The organism is Pseudomonas sp. DE0010 (assembly GCF_007680745.1).
In the GTDB taxonomy this organism is placed as follows: Bacteria; Pseudomonadota; Gammaproteobacteria; order Pseudomonadales; family Pseudomonadaceae; genus Aquipseudomonas; species Aquipseudomonas parafulva_B.
The window spans coordinates 34,862-52,822 of record NZ_VEJQ01000009.1 but is presented as its reverse complement, the minus strand read 5'-3'; the positions used below and the strand labels follow the sequence as shown (position 1 = coordinate 52,822).

The 17,961-nt window shown below is 61.6% G+C and carries 17 protein-coding genes; 13 read left to right on the top strand and 4 right to left on the bottom strand.

What is annotated here, in order from left to right:
* The first annotated feature begins 197 nt into the window (after window positions 1–197).
* From FS767_RS09225 to FS767_RS09190, 8 genes are all read left to right on the top strand, one after another.
* On the top strand, window positions 198–794 hold the full coding sequence (locus FS767_RS09225) for an amino acid synthesis family protein (protein ID WP_058605896.1): 597 nt from the start codon (window positions 198–200) through the stop codon (window positions 792–794).
* Window positions 795–861: 67 nt separating this feature from the next.
* Window positions 862–1,695: an alpha/beta fold hydrolase gene (locus FS767_RS09220; protein WP_144964946.1), complete on the top strand. Its 834-nt coding sequence runs from the start codon at window positions 862–864 to the stop codon at window positions 1,693–1,695.
* Window positions 1,692–3,173 carry an aldehyde dehydrogenase gene (locus tag FS767_RS09215; RefSeq protein ID WP_144964945.1) on the top strand — a complete coding sequence of 494 codons (1,482 nt, stop codon included), beginning with the start codon at window positions 1,692–1,694 and terminating at the stop codon, window positions 3,171–3,173. Before FS767_RS09220 ends, FS767_RS09215 begins: the two co-directional genes overlap by 4 nt.
* Window positions 3,174–3,185: 12 nt before the next feature.
* Window positions 3,186–3,671 (top strand): flavin reductase family protein, encoded by a 486-nt coding sequence (locus FS767_RS09210; protein ID WP_058605899.1) that lies wholly within the window; start codon window positions 3,186–3,188, stop codon window positions 3,669–3,671.
* A gap of 73 nt (window positions 3,672–3,744) precedes the next feature.
* Window positions 3,745–4,134: a carboxymuconolactone decarboxylase family protein gene (locus FS767_RS09205; protein ID WP_023535056.1), complete on the top strand. Its 390-nt coding sequence runs from the start codon at window positions 3,745–3,747 to the stop codon at window positions 4,132–4,134.
* Between the two features lie 91 nt (window positions 4,135–4,225).
* Window positions 4,226–4,978, top strand: coding sequence for a GntR family transcriptional regulator (locus FS767_RS09200; RefSeq protein ID WP_058605900.1), 753 nt, complete (start codon window positions 4,226–4,228; stop codon window positions 4,976–4,978).
* A 2-nt stretch (window positions 4,979–4,980) separates the two neighbouring features.
* Window positions 4,981–5,544, top strand: a complete 564-nt coding sequence (locus FS767_RS09195; RefSeq protein ID WP_144964944.1) for an NUDIX hydrolase — start codon at window positions 4,981–4,983, stop codon at window positions 5,542–5,544.
* A gap of 83 nt (window positions 5,545–5,627) precedes the next feature.
* Window positions 5,628–7,445, top strand: a complete 1,818-nt coding sequence (locus tag FS767_RS09190; protein ID WP_144964943.1) for an ATP-binding protein — start codon at window positions 5,628–5,630, stop codon at window positions 7,443–7,445.
* Window positions 7,446–7,455: 10 nt separating this feature from the next.
* On the opposite strand, the gene FS767_RS09185 is transcribed toward FS767_RS09190, so the two are convergent.
* A complete protein-coding gene (locus FS767_RS09185; RefSeq protein WP_144964942.1) occupies window positions 7,456–9,639 on the bottom strand; it encodes a response regulator in 2,184 nt (727 codons plus the stop codon).
* Window positions 9,640–9,774: 135 nt separating this feature from the next.
* Window positions 9,775–10,479: an NUDIX domain-containing protein gene (locus tag FS767_RS09180; protein WP_144964941.1), complete on the bottom strand. Its 705-nt coding sequence runs from the start codon at window positions 10,477–10,479 to the stop codon at window positions 9,775–9,777.
* Between the two features lie 137 nt (window positions 10,480–10,616).
* Between FS767_RS09180 and FS767_RS09175 the strand changes: the two genes are divergently transcribed.
* From FS767_RS09175 to trbK, 3 genes are all read left to right on the top strand, one after another.
* Window positions 10,617–11,267 (top strand): isochorismatase family protein, encoded by a 651-nt coding sequence (locus FS767_RS09175; protein ID WP_078478508.1) that lies wholly within the window; start codon window positions 10,617–10,619, stop codon window positions 11,265–11,267.
* Entirely contained in the window at window positions 11,264–12,466 is a 1,203-nt protein-coding gene (pncB, locus tag FS767_RS09170; protein ID WP_144964940.1) for a nicotinate phosphoribosyltransferase, read from the top strand. The genes FS767_RS09175 and pncB overlap by 4 nt, the downstream gene beginning before the upstream one ends.
* 96 nt (window positions 12,467–12,562) lie before the next feature.
* The gene (trbK, locus tag FS767_RS09165) at window positions 12,563–12,808 is read left to right on the top strand and encodes an entry exclusion lipoprotein TrbK (RefSeq protein WP_058605907.1); all 246 of its coding nucleotides are present in this window, start codon (window positions 12,563–12,565) and stop codon (window positions 12,806–12,808) included.
* A gap of 85 nt (window positions 12,809–12,893) precedes the next feature.
* Here trbK and FS767_RS09160 read toward each other — a convergent pair whose 3' ends face one another.
* The gene (locus FS767_RS09160) at window positions 12,894–13,817 is read right to left on the bottom strand and encodes a LysR family transcriptional regulator (protein WP_144964939.1); all 924 of its coding nucleotides are present in this window, start codon (window positions 13,815–13,817) and stop codon (window positions 12,894–12,896) included.
* A gap of 110 nt (window positions 13,818–13,927) precedes the next feature.
* Between FS767_RS09160 and FS767_RS09155 the strand changes: the two genes are divergently transcribed.
* Both FS767_RS09155 and ppnN read left to right on the top strand, forming a co-directional pair.
* Window positions 13,928–14,989, top strand: coding sequence for a YeiH family protein (locus FS767_RS09155; RefSeq protein ID WP_144964938.1), 1,062 nt, complete (start codon window positions 13,928–13,930; stop codon window positions 14,987–14,989).
* Window positions 14,990–15,121: 132 nt separating this feature from the next.
* Window positions 15,122–16,495: a nucleotide 5'-monophosphate nucleosidase PpnN gene (gene ppnN / locus FS767_RS09150; protein WP_058638370.1), complete on the top strand. Its 1,374-nt coding sequence runs from the start codon at window positions 15,122–15,124 to the stop codon at window positions 16,493–16,495.
* A gap of 183 nt (window positions 16,496–16,678) precedes the next feature.
* Here ppnN and FS767_RS09145 read toward each other — a convergent pair whose 3' ends face one another.
* The gene (locus FS767_RS09145; protein WP_144964937.1) at window positions 16,679–17,848 is read right to left on the bottom strand and encodes a GGDEF domain-containing protein; all 1,170 of its coding nucleotides are present in this window, start codon (window positions 17,846–17,848) and stop codon (window positions 16,679–16,681) included.
* Window positions 17,849–17,961 lie beyond the last annotated feature (113 nt).

Sequence of the window (17,961 nt, the reverse complement as noted above, 5' to 3'; positions counted from 1 at the left end):
GCCATGCGCGAGCGGGTTTTTTTCAGCCCGAATACAGGTACCGCCCCCGCGCGCTCGATACAGATGCGCTGCGGACCTGCACATCAGCTCACCTTTCGTCTCGGTGGGATGAGAAAACGCCACGCAATGCTTGCAGAACAAATATTATGGTATACCATCAGACAACAAGATCTGATCACACCGTACAGGAGCCCCCCATGAGTTTTGAAATTCGCAAGATCGTCACCTACTCCGAAGAGACCCGGATCGAAGGTGGCAAGGCCACTGACACGCCGGTCACCATGGTGGGCCTGGCGGTGGTCATCAAGAATCCTTGGGCTGGCCGTGGCTTCGTCGACGACCTCAAGCCCGAAATCCGCGCGCATTGCTCGGAACTCGGCGCGCTGATGGTCGAGCGACTGACCGCCGCCATTGGCGGTGCCGACAAGATCGAGGCCTACGGCAAGGCGGCAGTGGTGGGCGCTGACGGTGAAATCGAACACGCATCGGCCGTCATCCATACCCTGCGCTTCGGCAACCACTACCGCGAAGCCGTGCAGGCCAAAAGCTACCTGAGCTTTACCAACAAGCGCGGTGGCCCTGGCACGTCGATCCAGATTCCGATGATGCAAAAAGACGACGAAGGCCTGCGTTCGCACTACATCACCCTGGAAATGCAGATCGAGGACGCACCTCGCGCCGATGAAATCGTGGTGGTCCTTGGCGCTGCCGATGGCGGCCGCCTGCACCCACGCATTGGTAACCGCTACATCGACCTGGAAGAACTGGCGGCCGAGAAGGCCAACGCTCAATAACAACAATCAAGCCGGGCCTGGGTGTGGCGATCAATTCGCCACGCCCGACCTCAAAGGAGCGCCCTTCATGATTCAGCCCGTCGCTGAACGAACCCCCGCCGGCACCAGTTACCTGTCCGTCGGTCAGGGTCAACCCGTGGTACTCATTCACGGCGTGGGCCTGAACAAGGAAATGTGGGGCGGTCAGATCGTTGGCATGGCCAACGACTACCGCGTCATCGCCTATGACATGCTCGGCCACGGCCAGAGTGCCTTGCCCCCGGCCGACGTCGGCCTCGAAGGCTATGCCGCCCAGTTGGCCGAGGTACTCGATCACCTGCAACTGAGCCAAGCCATCGTCATCGGTTTCTCCATGGGCGGCCTGGTCGCACGTGCCTTCGCCCTGCACTACCCCCAGCGCATCGCTGCCCTGGTGGTGCTCAACAGCGTCTTCAACCGCAGCCCCGAACAGAGCGCCGGGGTTATTGCCCGTGCCGCTCAGGCGGCAGAGCTGGGCCCGGACGCCAATGTCGAGGCGGCACTGGACCGCTGGTTCAGCCGCGAGTACAAGGCGGCGAACCCCGCCCAGGTGGCTGCCATCCGTCAAGTGCTGGCTAGCAACGACCCACAGGGTTATCACACCACCTATTCGTTGTTTGCCACCCAGGACATGTACCGCGCAGGTGACCTGGGCAGCATCCAGGTGCCGACGCTGATCGCCACGGGTGAGCTCGATACCGGCTCTACTCCGGCCATGGCCCGCCAGCTCGCCGCCCGTATCCCGGGTGCGCACAGTGTGGTGCTGGCCGAGCAGCGGCATATGATGCCGGTGGAGGCACCGCGCGAAGTGAACAAGATGCTGCTGGACTTTCTCGCCAAAGCCCGCAGCCTGACCGAATCAGCCAAGGGGATAGTGGCATGACCCTCGTTCGTTTTCAGATGTGCATCGACGGCCAATGGTGCGATGCGCAAAGCGCCAAGACCTTCGACAGCCTGAACCCGGCCACCGCACAGCCCTGGGCGCAGCTGCCGGACGCAGGCGAAGCCGACGTGGAACTGGCGGTACAAGCCGCGCAGCGGGCATTCGAAAGCCAGGCTTGGCGGGGTATAACCGCCACAGCCCGTGGCAAGCTGTTGCGCCGTCTCGGGGACCTGATCGCCGAGAACAAGGAACACCTGGCCCAATTGGAAAGCCGTGACAACGGCAAGCTGATCCGCGAAACGCGCGGTCAGGTGGGTTACCTGCCAGAATTCTTCCATTACACCGCAGGCCTGGCCGATAAGCTCGAAGGCGGCACGCTGCCCTTGGACAAGCCGGATCTGTTCGCCTACACCGTGCACGAGCCTATCGGTGTGGTCGCCGGGATCATCCCGTGGAACAGCCCGCTGTACCTGACGGCGATCAAACTGGCGCCGGCCCTGGCCGCAGGCAATACCATCGTGCTCAAGCCCTCCGAGCATGCTTCGGCGACCATTCTGGAGCTGGCGCGCCTGGCGTTGGAAGCAGGGTTTCCGGCTGGCGTTGTCAACGTAGTCACCGGCTATGGTCCGAGTACCGGCGCGGCGCTGACCCGCCACCCGCTGGTGCGCAAGATCGCTTTCACAGGCGGTGCGGCCACCGCTCGCCACGTGGTGCGCAGCAGCGCCGAGAACTTCGCCAAGCTGTCGCTGGAGCTCGGCGGCAAGTCGCCGAACATCATTTTTGCAGACGCCGACCTCGACAGCGCCATCAACGGTGCCGTGGCGGGGATCTATGCAGCGTCCGGACAAAGCTGCGTGGCCGGGTCGCGCCTGCTGGTGCAGGATGAAATCTTCGACGAGTTCGTCAAGCGCCTGATCGAGCGTGCCCAGCGCATTCGCATTGGCAACCCCCAGGACGATGCCAGCGAGATGGGCCCGATGGCCACTGCACAGCAGTTGGCCGTGGTCGAACAACTGGTCGCCGCGGCCAAGGCCGAAGGCGCCAAGCTGCACCTGGGCGGTAAACGGGCCCAGGTCGACAGCGAGGGCTGGTTCTACGAGCCAACGCTGTTCGAATGCGACAGCAACTCGATGAGCATCATGCAGGAAGAGGTGTTTGGACCGGTGGCGGCCGTCATTCGCTTCAAGACCGAGCAAGAGGCGCTGGCCATTGCCAACGATTCACAGTTCGGCCTGGCCGCCGGTATCTGGACCCGCGATTTGGGTCGTGCCCACCGCCTGGCGCGCGACGTGCGTTCGGGGATCATCTGGGTCAACACCTACCGCGCCGTATCTGCCATGGCGCCCATCGGTGGCTTCAAGAACAGCGGCTACGGACGCGAAAGCGGCATCGACTCCGTGCTGGCCTACACCGAGCTGAAAACCGTGTGGATCAACCTGTCCACCGCCCCCATGCCCGACCCCTTCGTGATGCGCTAAGAGGTAACACCGATGATCGAACCTGGCATCTACAAAGACGTGATGGGCTCCTTCCCGTCCGGGGTGACGGTCGTCACCACCCTGGACGCCGAGGGTGGTATCGTCGGCATCACTGCCAGTGCCTTCAGCGCGCTGTCGATCGACCCGGCGCTGGTGCTGTTCTGCCCCAACTACGCCTCCGACACCTACCCGATCCTGCGCGACAGCAAGCAGTTCGCCATCCACCTGCTGTCGGCAGGCCAGACGGCCGAAGCCTACGCCTTCGCGGGCAAAGGCAAGGACAAGGCCAAAGGCGTACAGTGGCACCTGAGCGCCTTGGGCAACCCGCTGCTGGACAACGCCACGGCGATCATCGAATGCGAGCTGTGGCGAGAGTACGACGGCGGCGACCATGCAATCATTGTGGGCGCCGTAAAAAACCTGGTGCTGCCCGCCGACCCGATGACGCCCATGGTGTACCACAAGGGTAAGCTGGGCGCCCTGCCCCCACTGGGCTGAGGCGCGACTTTTTCAGGGGCGCGCCGGCTTCTCACTCTCCTTAGCGCCCCTGTTTTATTCCGGAGTAGCGTACATGAGCAATGAAAAGTACGAAAAAGGTCTGCAGATTCGCACACAGGTCCTGGGCGAAGACTATGTAAACCGTTCGATCCAGAATGCCGACGCATTCACCCAGCCTCTGCAGGAACTGGTGACCGAGTACTGCTGGGGCCATGTCTGGGGCCGCGAAGGCTTGTCGCTCAAGGAGCGCAGCATGATAAACTTGGCCATGATTTCGGCACTCAACCGGCCACATGAACTCAAGTTGCACATCCGCGGCGCCTTGCGCAACGGCCTGAGCCGCGAGCAAATACGCGAGATTCTGCTCCAGGTCGGCATTTATTGCGGCGTCCCGGCGGCGGTGGACAGTTTCCGCCTGGCCCGGGAAGCGTTCGCCGAGGCCGACGCGGAGTCCACCCGTTAACACCGGGCTGTTCGTACCCACGCAAGGAGCACCCAGGGTCGTGGTGCCCCGTTACGGTCGTGGCCGGGCAGCCTCATTCAGAGCGCACTCGATGAAACGCCAGCCACTGGACGACAGCTTCAAGGTCAATCGCAACCCCGTTACCCTGCGCGAAATCGTGCTCGATAAACTGCGCGGCGCGATCATGAACTTCCACCTGCTCCCAGGCGACCGCCTGGTAGAGCGCGATTTGTGCGACCGCCTTGGCGTCAGCCGCACGTCCGTGCGTGAAGCCCTGCGCCACCTGGAATCCGAAGGCCTGGTGGAGTTCGCCGACGCCAAGGGCCCCCGTGTTGCGATCATCACCCTTGAAGATGCACGCGACATCTATGAGTTGCGCTGCGTACTGGAAGGCCTGATCGTGCAGCTGTTCACGCTCAATGCCAAGGCCAAGGACATCCGCGCGCTGGAACGCGCCCTGGACGTCAACCGTGAGGCGTTGGAAGAAGGTGAGCTGCAACAGGTGCTCGAGTCGGTGCAAGGGTTCTATGACGTGCTGCTCGAGGGTTCGGGCAACCAGGTCGCGGCGCAGCAGCTTCGTCAGTTGCAGGCGCGCATCAGCTACCTGCGTGCCACATCGGTATCCCAGGCCAACCGCCGTGGTGCCAGCAACCTGGAAATGGAAAAAATGGTCGAGGCCATCAAAAGCGGCGACCCCCTGGTGGCTCACCAGGCCTCGGTCGATCACGTGCGTGCCGCCGCCAAGGTTGCACTGGACTATCTGCGCCAGAAACAAGACGACAACGCCAAGGTTCGCGAGATCGTCGCTCCCCTGGCCCTCAAGGAACCTCGCATAGGTCGCTGATCATGCCCAGTGCTCCCCGCTACTGCCCTCATTGCACCACGACGCTGGCCCAGGGCATACCTGCGGGGGACACCCACGAACGGCTGCACTGCACCAGCTGCGGCTACATTCATTACATCAATCCGAAGATCATTGCCGGTTGCATCATCGAGCGCGACGGCAAATACCTGCTGTGCCAACGCGCCATCCCCCCTCGCCCCGGCACCTGGACGCTGCCGGCAGGCTTCATGGAAGCCGGCGAGACCACCGAACAGGCGGCGCTGCGCGAGGTGTGGGAAGAAAGCGGCGTACGGGCGGAGATCGTCTGCCCCTACTCCATTTTCAGCGTGCCGAAGATCAGCGAGGTCTACATCATCTTCCGCGCCTTCGTTACCGAGGAAACGGGCCAGTATGGCCCGGAAACCCTGGCCTATCGGTTTTTCGAACCAGAGCAGATCCCTTGGGACGACATCTACTACCCCGCCATCCGGCAGATTCTCGAGCGTTACATTCTCGAGCGTCAGGCCGGTGTCTACGGGATTTACACCGGCAACGATGACGTGGGCAAGGTGCACTTCATTCGCTGACTGGCCAAGCGCCATAAAACGCTCGCCAATCGTGCCTTCAGGGTGCACCCTAGAGCACCCTGTTTCAATGACCGGCAGAGCAGATGGCGAAGTGGCTAGCAGGCGGCGGCGTGATGGCCGACCGCATTCTTGGGCATGACTGGACGTGCACCTCGTTGGGTCCGCTGGAAAACTGGCCCGATACCCTCAAGACCACCTTGGCGCTGTGCCTGGGCTCGCATTTTCCACAGGCTGTGCTGTGGGGGCCCGATCTGCTCACCTTCCACAACGATGCATTTCTCCCGATTCTAGGGCGCAAGCCGGTGGCGCTGGGGGTACCGTTTGCAGAGGTCTGGCAGGAAGCATGGGACGATATCCGCTGCATGGCCGACAGGGCCCTCCAGGGCGAAGCGGTCTACATCCAGGACTTCCCCTTGGTCATCGACCGTAACAAGGGGCCGGAGCGTGCCTATTTCACGTTCTGCTACAGCCCAATTCGTGACCTGCATGGCAATGTGCTTGGAATGCTCGATACCGTCACCGAAACCACGGCCACCGTGCTGGGTAACCAACGCCTGGCGTTTCTGGACACCCTCGGCCGGGCAGTGGCACAAGCGGTAGACCCTGAAGAGATTCTGGCAACGACCACGCGCCTGCTCGCTGAGCACCTGGGGCTATCAAGCTGTATCTATGCGGTCATGCAAGCAGACGATGACACCTTCACGGTCTGTGGCGAAGCGGTGACCGACGCGAGCCCCTCATTGATCGGAGAGCATCGCCTGGGAGCTTTCGGCAAGCAGGTGAACGAACGACTGCGCAGCGGTCTGACATTGGCGTTCGATGATTGCAGGCAGGCACTTCCTAAGTCCGAGGCGGCTGTATTTGCAGCCCTTGGGATCACTGCCACGTGCTGCGTGCCGCTGATAAAAAGCGCAAGGCTCACCGCCTTGATGGCGGTCAACAGCGCGTCAGCGCACGCGTGGACCGAATACGAGCGGGTCTTGCTCGGTGACGTGACCGAACGCAGTTGGGCGCATATCCAGCATGCCCAATCCACGGGCGAAACGCAGGCCGCCTTGCTCGCGCTCGAGGCGCTCAACTCCAGCCTGGAGCAACATGTGCAGACCCGCACCACGCAACTGCTGCACACCGAAGCGGAACTGCGTCAGGCCCAGAAGCTTGAGGCCATCGGCCAGCTTACAGGGGGTGTGGCGCACGATTTCAACAACATATTGACCATCATCCATGCCTCGCTGCATTTCTTGCAGCGTCCGGGCCTGGACGACGATCGGCGCACGCGCTATCTACGCACCATGGTCGAGACGGTCGAGCGCGGCTCCAAGTTGACCGGCCAGCTGTTGGCCTTCGCACGGCGCCAGGCCTTGAATCCGCAGGTGTTCGACGCAGCGGCTCGGCTGGCAGCCATGGCCGACCTGTTCGATACCGCAGCAGGTGCGAGCATTGACGTCGAGCTGGACTTGCCTGCTTCGCCGTGCCACGTGCGCGCCGACATCAGCCAACTGGAAACGGCGGTCATCAACCTGATGCTCAACGCCCGCGATGCCATGGCCGGTGTGGGCACCGTGCGCGTGCGCCTCCAAGCCCACCAGCACCTGCCGGTCAGCCGTGATGAGGTTCCCGATCCGTGCGCGTATGCCGCGATTTCCGTAACCGACACGGGGGTTGGCATCAGCACGGAGCTGTTCGAGCGGATATTCGACCCTTTTTTCACCACCAAACCCGCCGGGCAAGGCACTGGGCTGGGGTTGTCCCAGGTATTCGGTTTCGCCAAGCAGTCTGGGGGGGATATCAAGGTTAGCAGTGTCGAGGGCAAGGGCACGACCTTCACCCTGTACCTGCCGCAACAGGCACCGACGGCCTTGTCCGAAACGGATAGGACGTGCAGCGTGCAAGCAGGCTAAAGCTTGCGTTTCAGCCTCGGTTAAGGGTAGTTCCGGCCAGCAGGCGCGCTACACTCTGGGCCAGTTCTGCGCGTCGATAAGGCTTGCGCAGCACTTCGAAACCGCTTAGCTGGCGCGGCGTCAGATTGGCATAGCCCGTGATGATCAGTACCGGCAGCTCGCTGTGATGCTGGCGCATCTGCTGGGCAAAGCGTACGCCGGTCATCTCCGGCATGACGTGGTCGGTCACCAACACATCAGGCAGCCACCCCTTTTCCACCAAGCGCAAAGCGGCCACGGCACTTGGCGCTTCGGTCACCTCATAGCCCAGGTCGCGCAATTGCAAGGCCGTTGCGTGACGCACGATCTCTTCGTCGTCCACCAACAACACCCGGCTTGGACGCTCGGCCACAGGTCCGTCGCAAGCCTCGGCATCGCGATGGGTGGGCAATGCATCGCTGGCCGGCAGCCACAATGTCGCCTGGGTGCCTTGCCCTGGCGTGGACTGGATCTCGAACCCTCCGCCGGATTGAACCGCCAAGCCCTGGACCATGGGCAAGCCCAAGCCCGTCCCCTTGCCCACCTCCTTGGTAGAAAAGAAGGGTTCGATGCACCGCCTGAGCTGTTCATCGTCCATACCGCAGCCATTGTCCCTGACCTGAATCCATACCAGGCGTTTGCCCGCAAGGTCCTCGGGGGGTGTCAGGCAGTGGGTGTCATCACCGGCAATAATTTGCAGCTGGCCGGCGCCGCCGATAGCATCCCGGGCATTGACTGCCAGATTCAGCAGGGCCAGTTCCAGTTGGTGAGGATCCACCACGACGCAGGGCAACGACGGGTCGATATTCACATGCACGGCAATGGTGGGTCCGAGCGAACGCGCCATCAACTCGCGCATGTCCTCGACCAGGGCTGCCAAGGACACCGGTTGCGGTTTGAGTGTCTGACGACGTGCGAAGCTGAGCAGGCGAGCGACTAGATTGCGCGCCCGTTCTGCTGCTTGCAGGCCCCCGTCGATCAGCCGGGGCGCGCGCTCGGCATGCGGATGCCGGCGCAACAGCTCGAACGACCCGATGATCGGCGTGAGCATGTTGTTGAGGTCGTGGGCGATTCCGCCGGTCAATTGCCCGATCATCTCCATCTTGTGGGCTTCGTGCAGTTGCATCATGACTGATTCGCGCTGGGCCAGCGCCGTGGCAACCCGCTCCTCAAGGCTCTGGTTCAGCAAGTGCAACGCCCGCTCGGCACGGGCATGGAGGATTGCAGCCCACACTTGCTTGGCGGTCTCCTCCACAAGCTGGCAGTCCTCCTCGAAGCACCCTCGCGCATCGCTGAAATGAACGCCTAACACTGCTTCGAGTCGCCCACCACGTAGCACAGGGGCATGCAAGGTGGTGCTTATGCCCGCCAGACAAGGCGCGGGCTGTTCGTACCTGTGCTGAACGGTCCTGCCATCGCTCAATTGCTCATACAGGTCGGCGCCAAACGTCAGGTACGAATGGGTGCCCACCAAGGACGCCACGCCATCGGACCAATCATGGCTGACTTTGAAACCGACACCGTCGCCTTTGTCTTCACCGAAGCAGACCCTGGCTGCGCCCAACTCCTGGGCCAGGCGCTGAACCGCATACGATTCGATACGTGCGGCATCACCCAGCCCAGGCAATGTACGGCTCAATTCCAGGAGAAACGCCTGGCGCTGGTGGAAACGCACGCGGTCCGTGGTCTCGGTGACCAGGCACAAGACCCCGCCGACGCTTGCATCAGCCTCGCGCACGGCGGAATACGACACGTCGAAATACACCGTCTCACCGTGCCCTCGGCGCTCAATGTAGAAGGGACGGTCCTTGGCCGAAAACGTCTGTCCTGTTTCACGCACACCGCGCAGCAACGGTTCGAGGTCGTCCCACAGTTCAGCCCAGTGCTCGCGTGCCGGGCGCCCGAGGGCTTGCGGGTGCTTATGACCAATAGTGGGCGCATAGGCATCGTTGTACAGCGCGACATAGTCCGGGCCCCAGAACAACACGACCTGAGTCTGCGCTGGCAGCAATGTGGCCATGGCGGCCTGAAGGTGCGGGGACCAGCCATGCGGCGTCCCAAGTGGCGAATTCTCCCAGTTCATCGTTTGAAGCAGACGGCCAATCTCACCGCCATTGAGCAGGAAGCTCAGCGGTGTGGAGGCGTCGTCGATTAGAGGGGTTTGAAGCGATCTCATGTCAGTGGAATCCGCGGCACAGGCCAGCCATCTGTGGATAAGAGGCATTGATTCGCGGTTCGTTCCACTGAGATTGATCAGTCGTTCAATGTCAGCGCTGACCGCCCCGCGCAGTCAATCTGCCAGAGGGGACGCTTAACTGCCCTCCGGCAGCAGGCTACGGTCGAACATGAATGGCCCCTGCCCTTGCGCCGTGTATTGGTACAGTTGCTGCGGACGCCCCATCGGTGGCTGATTCTTTTCGCCTGTGTCCCTGACCCAGCCGAGCACGCGCAGACGCTCCAGGCGCTTGCGCAGCGACGTTGCATTTACAGGCTGGCCCAGGCAGGCCTGCATGGCCCCCAGCGCGTCGAGAACGGTGAACCGGGTATCGAGCAGGTACAACGGCAAACTGCTGTAGACAGACTTGGCCGCAAGCCGCTCACAGGCTCGGCGCGCCAACAGGTTGTGATCGAATGGCAGCAGCACCCTGCGATCTACCACGTCGGCGAGGTCGAAAAAGGCCAATTGCTCATCCTCGACTTCCTGGCGGGCGGGCAACAGCGCCAAATAGCAGGTGCTCAATGACCAACCCCGCGGATCCCGAAAGGCATTGCCTTCAGTGCCGACTTGCTCCAGATAGTGTGGCTGGACGCGCGCTTTTTCGCTCAAGGCGCGGTGGGCAGCGCTCTGGAGGCTGGTATCAGGCGTGCGCCCATTGATGATCACCCCAGGCAGTGCCCATTGGCCCTGATGCGGTTCTCGCTCACGGCGATGCAGAAGCACCTGCAGGTGCTCGCTGCCGGGCGGCAGGCGCAGCGCGACGATGTCGACGCTTGCCAGGACTTCAGCTGTACTCACTCGTAACTCCTTGACCGAAGCCTTTTATAGTTCACCAGAGCGAATAAGTAAATCGGCCGTAACGTCTGGATAATGGATGCTTGACACATATACAACACCAGGTGGATTATGTGGCCATTCCAGCGAGGAGAACCTCCATGAAAATCGCCAGCTTCGATGTCGACGCACAAATAGGCTTCACGTGCCATGCACCCCAGGAACTCCCAGTCCCCGAAGGTCATGAAATCGCACCAGACCTCAACGTCATGGCACAACGGGCCGACCTGCGACTGGGCAGCAAGGATGCGCATCCCGCCAATGCCGCGTGGGTAGTGGCCCAAGCCACGCAGATGCTGCAGCCGCTGACCCTGGCCAACGCGGACCTCACCTGGGTCAGCCATTGCGTCCCTGGCACTCCCGGTTTCGAGCTGCTGCCAGGCCTGCCTGCCCCCATCGAGTACGACTATTTCGTGTGGAAAGGCGTGGAGCCCGACCTGCATCCCTATGGTGCCTGCTACCACGACTTGGCCGAGCGCCGCTCCACCGGCGTCATCGAATACCTCAAGGTGCATCAGGTGGGTGCTGTGATCGTTGGCGGGCTCGCACTGGACTACTGCGTGCGCACCACTGCCCGACAATTGCGCCAGGCCGGGTTCGAGGTGCTGCTGTACCTACCGGCCTGCCGCGCCCTGAGCCAGGCCGGCGCGATAGAGGCCTGCGGCGCCCTGGCTGCCGACGGTGTGAAGCTGTGCGGCGACGAGTCGGCCCTCGACCATCAACTGGCCCTGATCAAGGAGCAAGCAGCATGAGTGACAGCGTATTTGGCCCCCGTATCGTTCAGAACCTGCTGGACACCGACTTCTACAAGATCACCATGATGCAGGCGGTGCTGCACAACTATCCCAATGCCGAGGTGGAGTGGGAGTTTCGCTGCCGCAACGGTGAGGACCTGGCCCCGTATCTCGCAGAAATCCGCTACCAGGTCGAGCAACTCGCCGAAGTCACCGTCACCCAGGATCAGCTTGCTTACCTTGAGAAGATTCCCTTCATCAAGCCTGACTTCATTCGCTTTCTTAGCCTGTTCCGCTTCAACTTGCGCTACGTGCATGTTGGCCTGGACGACGCCGGCCAGCTTGCGATACGCGTACGCGGCCCCTGGTTGCACGTCATCCTGTACGAAATCCCGTTGCTGGCAATCATCAGCGAAGTGCGCAACCGCTACCGCTATCGGGAGGTTGTGATCGAACAGGTACGCGAACAGTTGTACCGCAACCTCGACTGGCTCAAGGCCCAGGCCAGCAGTGACGAATTGGCAGGCTTCCAGCTGGCGGATTTCGGCACTCGTCGACGCTTCTCATATCGGGTGCAGGAAGAGGTGGTGCACATCCTAAAGCGCGATTTCCCAGGCCGCTTCGTCGGCACCAGCAACGTGCACCTGGCCCGTGAATACGAGCTGCGGCCAATAGGTACCATGGCCCACGAATGGTTCATGGCCCACCAGCAGCTGGGTCCTCGCCTGGTGGACAGCCAGGCTGCAGCCTTGGAGTGCTGGGTGCGCGAGTATCGCGGCCTGCTCGGTATCGCGCTGACCGACTGCATCACCATGGATGCCTTCCTTGGGGACTTCGACCTCTATTTCGCCAAGCTCTTCGACGGCCTGCGCCACGACTCGGGCGACCCGCTGGCCTGGGCGGAGAAAGCCATCGCGCACTACCACCGGCTGGGTATCGATCCGAAGACCAAGACCCTGATCTTCTCAGACGGCCTGGACATGCCGAAGGCGCTTGGGCTGTACCGCGCCCTGCACGAGCGCATCAACGTGAGCTTTGGCATCGGGACCCGCCTGACCTGCGACATCCCGGGGGTCGAGCCGATGAACATGGTGATCAAGATGACGGCCTGCAACGGTGCGCCGGTGGCGAAGATTTCGGATAGCCCTGGAAAGACGCAGTGCCGGGATGAAAATTTCGTGGCCTATTTGAAGCACGTATTCAACGTAGGCGCGTGACTTTCTGCAGGTGGCATTGCAAGGCCTGTGTACGTATCATGCTGCCCGGTTCAACAATCACCTGCCCTTTCAGCACACAAGGAGAAAGATCGCGATATGGACATCAAATTGGCAAAGCTGGTCACGGCAATGGGCTTGGCAGCCTTGCTCGCAGGGTGCAGTGAAGAAACGGTGCCCGAGCCGACCGCTGAGAACTGCACCCCGCAGATGCAGGAGAAAATTCTGGCGGATTTGTCCAAAGAGGCCAATCGCAACACCTTTACCGCCAACTGCAACAGCTTCCTCCAAGCCCGCAAGCATACCGACTGGACCTTCAAGAAAAGCCCGAAAGACGACTTCTGATGAGGTAGCGGCGGCTCTGACAGCACACGTGCCGCGTGGCAGTCGGGCTGCCTTGCGGCGATGTCTGCAGGGACGGGCGCATGTTTCATGAAGTGCCGGTGGTGAGTGAGCGTGAAACGTGGGTCGAAGCCCCGGAGAAGGCCACACAAAGCTCGTGAAAGTGGGCAGCCGCTCGAGAGGGTGAGCCTGCGTGGGGCAGGACTATCGAAAACCGGCGAACCAGTGAACGCGGCCCCACCTGGACCTTGCGCAAAACCATCCCTTCGTGACGAATCGACATGGCAGACACGAAACCTACGCCCATACCGGCGCGTACTGCTTCCTTCACCCCCTCCACGCCGGCGATCTCCAGGCCAATCCGCATCTGTAGTTGACTGTTGGCAAACGCTTGCTCGACGACCTGACGCACGCCCGAGCCCTGCTCACGCAGCACTATTGGGAAGTCGGCCACGTCCTTCAAGGCGCGAGGTTCGGCGCAAGCCAAGGGGTGTGCAACCGGGACGATGGCGACGATTTCGTCCTCCAGCCACTCGGTCACGCCAGTGCCCACGGGCAGGTCTCGCCCCGGCGGCCCTTCGATCAACGCCAAGTCCACGTCACCCAAGGCGGCGACGATTTCGGCAGTGTTGCCCTGTATGGTGGTGATCACCACCTCCGGGTAGCGTGCCTTGAACTGGGCGATCAGGTACGGCAGCACGTAGCTTGCAGGCGTAGTGCTGGCACCGATCCGCAAAGTACCGCGCTGAAGGCCGCGCATTGCTTCGCGAAGTGACCGCGCCTGATCGAACGTATCGCGCAGGCGAGTGGCATGCGCCAGTAGCTGTTCACCTGCTGCTGTCAGGCGCACCCCGCGCCCTGCCCGGTGATAAAGAGGCTCGCCAAACGCCTCCTGCAGGAGTTTGAGTTGGCCAGACACCGCCGGCTGAGACAGATGCAGGGCCAATGCGGCATGGCTGATGTTGCCGTGCTCGGCGACGACGGCGAAAGTTATAAGTTGCTCTGGAGTCATCCCGAAAAACTATCAGCTAAATGGATATTTTTCATCCCTAATTACGATTTTTCATAAGCTTATAACCAACATATCGTGGTGCTCATAGATTCCAGTTGCTGGAGAATTCCATGACACCTGCCCCTTCTACGCCATCTGACGCACCTGCCGCGCACCGCTGCGCAACGCTCAAGGGTGTGCTTTTGGTTACCGTTCTCGCGCTTGGCATCAGCCAGGCGGCAGCCCTGCCCCTCTTCGTCCAGCTTGGCCTCAGCCCGTTGATCCTCGGCATCGTGGCCGGGGCGTCCGTCGGCAATGTGCTGAAAGATCGCCTGCCGGCCTGCTATGCACAGGGCATACACTTCTGCGCCCGGGCCCTGCTTCGGGTTGCCGTCGCCTTGTTCGGCCTGCGGATCAGCTTGCAGGAAATTGCACACGTTGGCTGGCCTGGCCTGGTGATCTCGCTGCTGGTGATCAGCAGCACATTGGCAATAGGCCTGTGGTGTGGCATGAAACTGCTCGGGCTTGACCGGGAGACTGCTCTGCTTACAGCTGCGGGCAGCGCCATCTGCGGGGCTGCGGCCGTTTTGGCCTTTGAATCGGCACTGCGCAGCGCGCCGCATAAAAGTGCAGTGGCCGTGGGCAGCGTGGTGCTGTTCGGCACGGCGTCGATGTTTTTCTATCCCTTTCTGATTCAGGCTGGCTGGCTGCACCTGGATGCCCAGACCGCTGGGCTTTGGCTGGGCGGCACCCTCCATGAAGTGGCTCAAGTAGTCGGCGCCGCCAGTACCCTTGGCCCTGATGCCAGCCATGTGGCAACCATCGTGAAAATGACGCGTGTGATGCTGCTGGTGCCTGTCTTGTTACTGGTTGGTTTGTGGATCAGCCGTACCCCAAAATCCGGCTTGGCGTCAGGCAAGGGTCGGCTCACGGTGCCGTGGTTTGCGTTCGGGTTCCTGGCACTGGTAGCGGTCAATTCGCTGGAGGTTCTACCTTTGAGCCTGCGCGAAGCCGTCAACGGCCTGGACACCTTTGCGTTGACCATGGCCATGACCGCATTGGGCATGGAAACCCGCTTCGAACAGATACGCCACGCCGGGCCTCGCGTGCTGGCAACGGGGGCAATCCTCAACGTGTGGCCGTTTGGGGGCGGCTTGGCCATTACCCTGGCCGTGCAGCGGCTGCTGGGGTGATTGTTTCGCAATGCGCGCCGCTGGGGCCGCCATGAAGTGCCGGGCTTTTTTTGCATGCCTCTCGTTGCCGCTTCCATTTCTCGGTATGGTGTGGTCAAAGAAGGATGTTTTACCCGCACAGGAAAGACTTAGATGCCCCAACGCCATGTCATCAATGCATCCGTCAGCCCCAAAGGCAGCCTAGAAACGCTGTCCCAACGTGAAGTACAGCAACTGAGCGAAGCCGGCTCCGGCACTCTTTACACCCTGTTCCGCCAGTGCGCCCTGGCCATCCTCAACACCGGCGCCCATGTCGACAATGCCAAGACCATCCTCGAGGCCTATCAGGATTTCGAAGTGCGCATCCATCAGCAGGACCGAGGCGTTCGCCTGGAGCTGCTGAACGCCCCGGCAGATGCCTTCGTCGATGGTGAAATGATCGCCAGCACCCGGGAGATGCTCTTCAGCGCCTTGCGCGATATCGTGTATACCGAAAGCGAGCTGGCCAGCCAGCGCATCGATCTGGAAAGCTCCCAGGGCATCACCGATTACGTCTTCCACTTGCTGCGCAACGCCCGCACCCTGCGTCCGGGCGTCGAGCCGAAGATGGTAGTGTGCTGGGGCGGTCACTCGATCAGCACCGAGGAATACCAGTACACCAAGAAGGTGGGCCATGAGCTGGGCCTGCGTAAGCTGGACGTGTGCACCGGTTGCGGCCCGGGTGTCATGAAAGGCCCGATGAAAGGTGCCACCATTGCCCATGCCAAACAGCGCATGCAGGGCAGTCGCTACCTGGGCCTGACGGAACCGGGCATCATTGCCGCCGAGGCGCCCAACCCGATCGTCAACGAACTGGTGATCCTGCCGGATATCGAGAAGCGCCTGGAGGCGTTCGTGCGGGTCGGTCACGGCATCATCATCTTCCCGGGCGGTGCAGGCACGGCAGAAGAATTCCTGTACCTGCTGGGTATCCTCATGCATCCGGATAACCAGGATGTGCCCTTCCCGGTCGTGCTGACGGGCCCACGCAGTGCAGAGCCCTACCTGCAGCAATTGCATGCCTTCGTTGGCGCAACGCTCGGCGAGGCAGCGCATCGGTTGTACGAGATCATCATTGACGACCCGGCTGAAGTGGCGCGCCACATGGTCGAAGGGCTCAAGCAGGTCAAACAGTTCCGTCGCGAGCGCAACGATGCGTTCCATTTCAACTGGTTGCTGCGGATCGAAGAGAGCTTCCAGCGACCCTTCGACCCCACTCACCAGGCCATGGCTGACCTGGATCTGCGTCGCGAGTTGCCACCTCACGAACTGGCGGCCAATTTGCGCCGAGCGTTTTCCGGGATTGTGGCGGGTAACGTCAAGGACAAGGGCATTCGCCTGATTGAAGAGCACGGGCCCTATCAAATTCGCGGTGACAGCGCTGTGTTGGATCCGCTTGGGCGTTTGCTGCAGGCATTCGTTGACCAGCATCGGATGAAGTTGCCGGGTGGGGCGGCTTATGTGCCTTGCTATCAGGTTGTGACTTGATTCACGTTTGACAAATAGACGGGGCCGCTGCGGTAGACGGCGCAGCGGCCCCAGCATTCAAGCTTCCTGGCTCATTTTTCGGGGGCCGCTCTGCGGCCCACTCCGGCCGGTGAGGCCTACAGGGCTGCACACGTAGATCAATGACGAGGCAGGATTAGCGTAACGACCGCACCCCTATCTCGCTCAAGAAAACTCGCCACCTGTCACCTGTCGCTCCACAAATCGAATGCTGTTGCGCCCTGCGCGCTTGGACTCGTACAACGCCACATCCCCCTGCTCGATCAGCGCCGCCAGACTCGCTGGCGCCTGGTCAAACACATTCACCCCAATGCTCAACGTCACCGCTGCAGGTGTCGGGACTGCCCCGCCGGCATAGGCCTGAAATTGCTCCCGTAATCCCTTGGCCAACCCCAGGACCCCTTCACGGCTTGCCCCACTGAGCAAAATCACGAACTCATCCCCGCCTAACCGCGCCGCCAGGGAGCGCTCGGGCAACACCGCACGGATCATTTCACTCAAGGCCACCAGCAACCGGTCCCCTGCTGCATGCCCATGCAGGTCGTTCACCAGCTTGAAATTGTCGATATCGATCAACAACAACGCTGCAGGCCGGACATTGCTGACCTCCTTGAAGAAAGGCCCCGCACGCATTTCCAGGGCACGCCGGTTGTACAGCGCAGTCAGCGGATCCCGTGCGGCCAGCCGAGCGATGCGTTCTTCGCGGCGGTAGCGAACCGTGCCTGTCATCGACAACGCGATCAGCATGATCGCCATGGCACCCTCCACCAGGGAGACCTGGATGATCAACCCACCGAAACTGGCCAGGTCAATCAACGTGCCCGGCGCAATCGCAATGATTGCCTTGATCACGTAGAACAACCCATGTACCAGAAGCACGTACCGCAACTGGACCGCACCTACGCTCAGCGACTGCCCGTGCGGCTGCAGCAGGCTACTGGCCTTCAAGGTCAGGGCGGCAACCAGCAGCGAGTTGGCCATCAGCATGACTTTCGACCACTCTGGGCCGGCAGGCAGCAGTAACAGGGCAAACCAGATCAGCACGATCACCAGCCAGGCCCGCGAAATCCGGTCCTGGGTGAAGCGCAGCACGCCTAGCAGGAACAAGCCATGGGCCACGACCAGCAGGCCGTTCGCGAACCAGATGCCGATGAACAAAAGGCCAACGCCTCGCAGCAGCGCCAAGGTGCAACCGACGGTAATGGTCGCGAACCCGGCGCTCCAGTACAGCAACGATGACTCGCGGACACTGCGCCACTCTATTGCCAGGTACAACGCCGCCGCTGCCGCCAAGGCGATGGAAATGGTGAGCATGGTAGGTGGGTCTAGCGCCATGGCGGGTGTAGCCTATCGAAGTGGTTCGTAAAGGCGGCGATTGTATGCGCTCACGCTGGATTTTCAGAGCAGCAGACGACCGCGTGCGCCAGACTTTTCTGCTGCCGTGACTT

What these genes read in the sequence shown, in the direction of transcription:
- FS767_RS09225 (WP_058605896.1), top strand. Translation starts at nt 198, where the DNA reads ATGAGTTTTGAAATTCGCAAGATCGTCACCTACTCCGAAGAGACCCGG.
- FS767_RS09220 (WP_144964946.1), top strand. Translation starts at nt 862, where the DNA reads ATGATTCAGCCCGTCGCTGAACGAACCCCCGCCGGCACCAGTTACCTG.
- FS767_RS09215 (WP_144964945.1), top strand. Translation starts at nt 1,692, where the DNA reads ATGACCCTCGTTCGTTTTCAGATGTGCATCGACGGCCAATGGTGCGAT.
- FS767_RS09210 (WP_058605899.1), top strand. Translation starts at nt 3,186, where the DNA reads ATGATCGAACCTGGCATCTACAAAGACGTGATGGGCTCCTTCCCGTCC.
- FS767_RS09205 (WP_023535056.1), top strand. Translation starts at nt 3,745, where the DNA reads ATGAGCAATGAAAAGTACGAAAAAGGTCTGCAGATTCGCACACAGGTC.
- FS767_RS09200 (WP_058605900.1), top strand. Translation starts at nt 4,226, where the DNA reads ATGAAACGCCAGCCACTGGACGACAGCTTCAAGGTCAATCGCAACCCC.
- FS767_RS09195 (WP_144964944.1), top strand. Translation starts at nt 4,981, where the DNA reads ATGCCCAGTGCTCCCCGCTACTGCCCTCATTGCACCACGACGCTGGCC.
- FS767_RS09190 (WP_144964943.1), top strand. Translation starts at nt 5,628, where the DNA reads ATGGCGAAGTGGCTAGCAGGCGGCGGCGTGATGGCCGACCGCATTCTT.
- FS767_RS09185 (WP_144964942.1), bottom strand. Translation starts at nt 9,639, where the DNA reads ATGAGATCGCTTCAAACCCCTCTAATCGACGACGCCTCCACACCGCTG.
- FS767_RS09175 (WP_078478508.1), top strand. Translation starts at nt 10,617, where the DNA reads ATGAAAATCGCCAGCTTCGATGTCGACGCACAAATAGGCTTCACGTGC.
- pncB (WP_144964940.1), top strand. Translation starts at nt 11,264, where the DNA reads ATGAGTGACAGCGTATTTGGCCCCCGTATCGTTCAGAACCTGCTGGAC.
- trbK (WP_058605907.1), top strand. Translation starts at nt 12,563, where the DNA reads ATGGACATCAAATTGGCAAAGCTGGTCACGGCAATGGGCTTGGCAGCC.
- FS767_RS09160 (WP_144964939.1), bottom strand. Translation starts at nt 13,817, where the DNA reads ATGACTCCAGAGCAACTTATAACTTTCGCCGTCGTCGCCGAGCACGGC.
- FS767_RS09155 (WP_144964938.1), top strand. Translation starts at nt 13,928, where the DNA reads ATGACACCTGCCCCTTCTACGCCATCTGACGCACCTGCCGCGCACCGC.
- ppnN (WP_058638370.1), top strand. Translation starts at nt 15,122, where the DNA reads ATGCCCCAACGCCATGTCATCAATGCATCCGTCAGCCCCAAAGGCAGC.
- FS767_RS09145 (WP_144964937.1), bottom strand. Translation starts at nt 17,848, where the DNA reads ATGGCGCTAGACCCACCTACCATGCTCACCATTTCCATCGCCTTGGCG.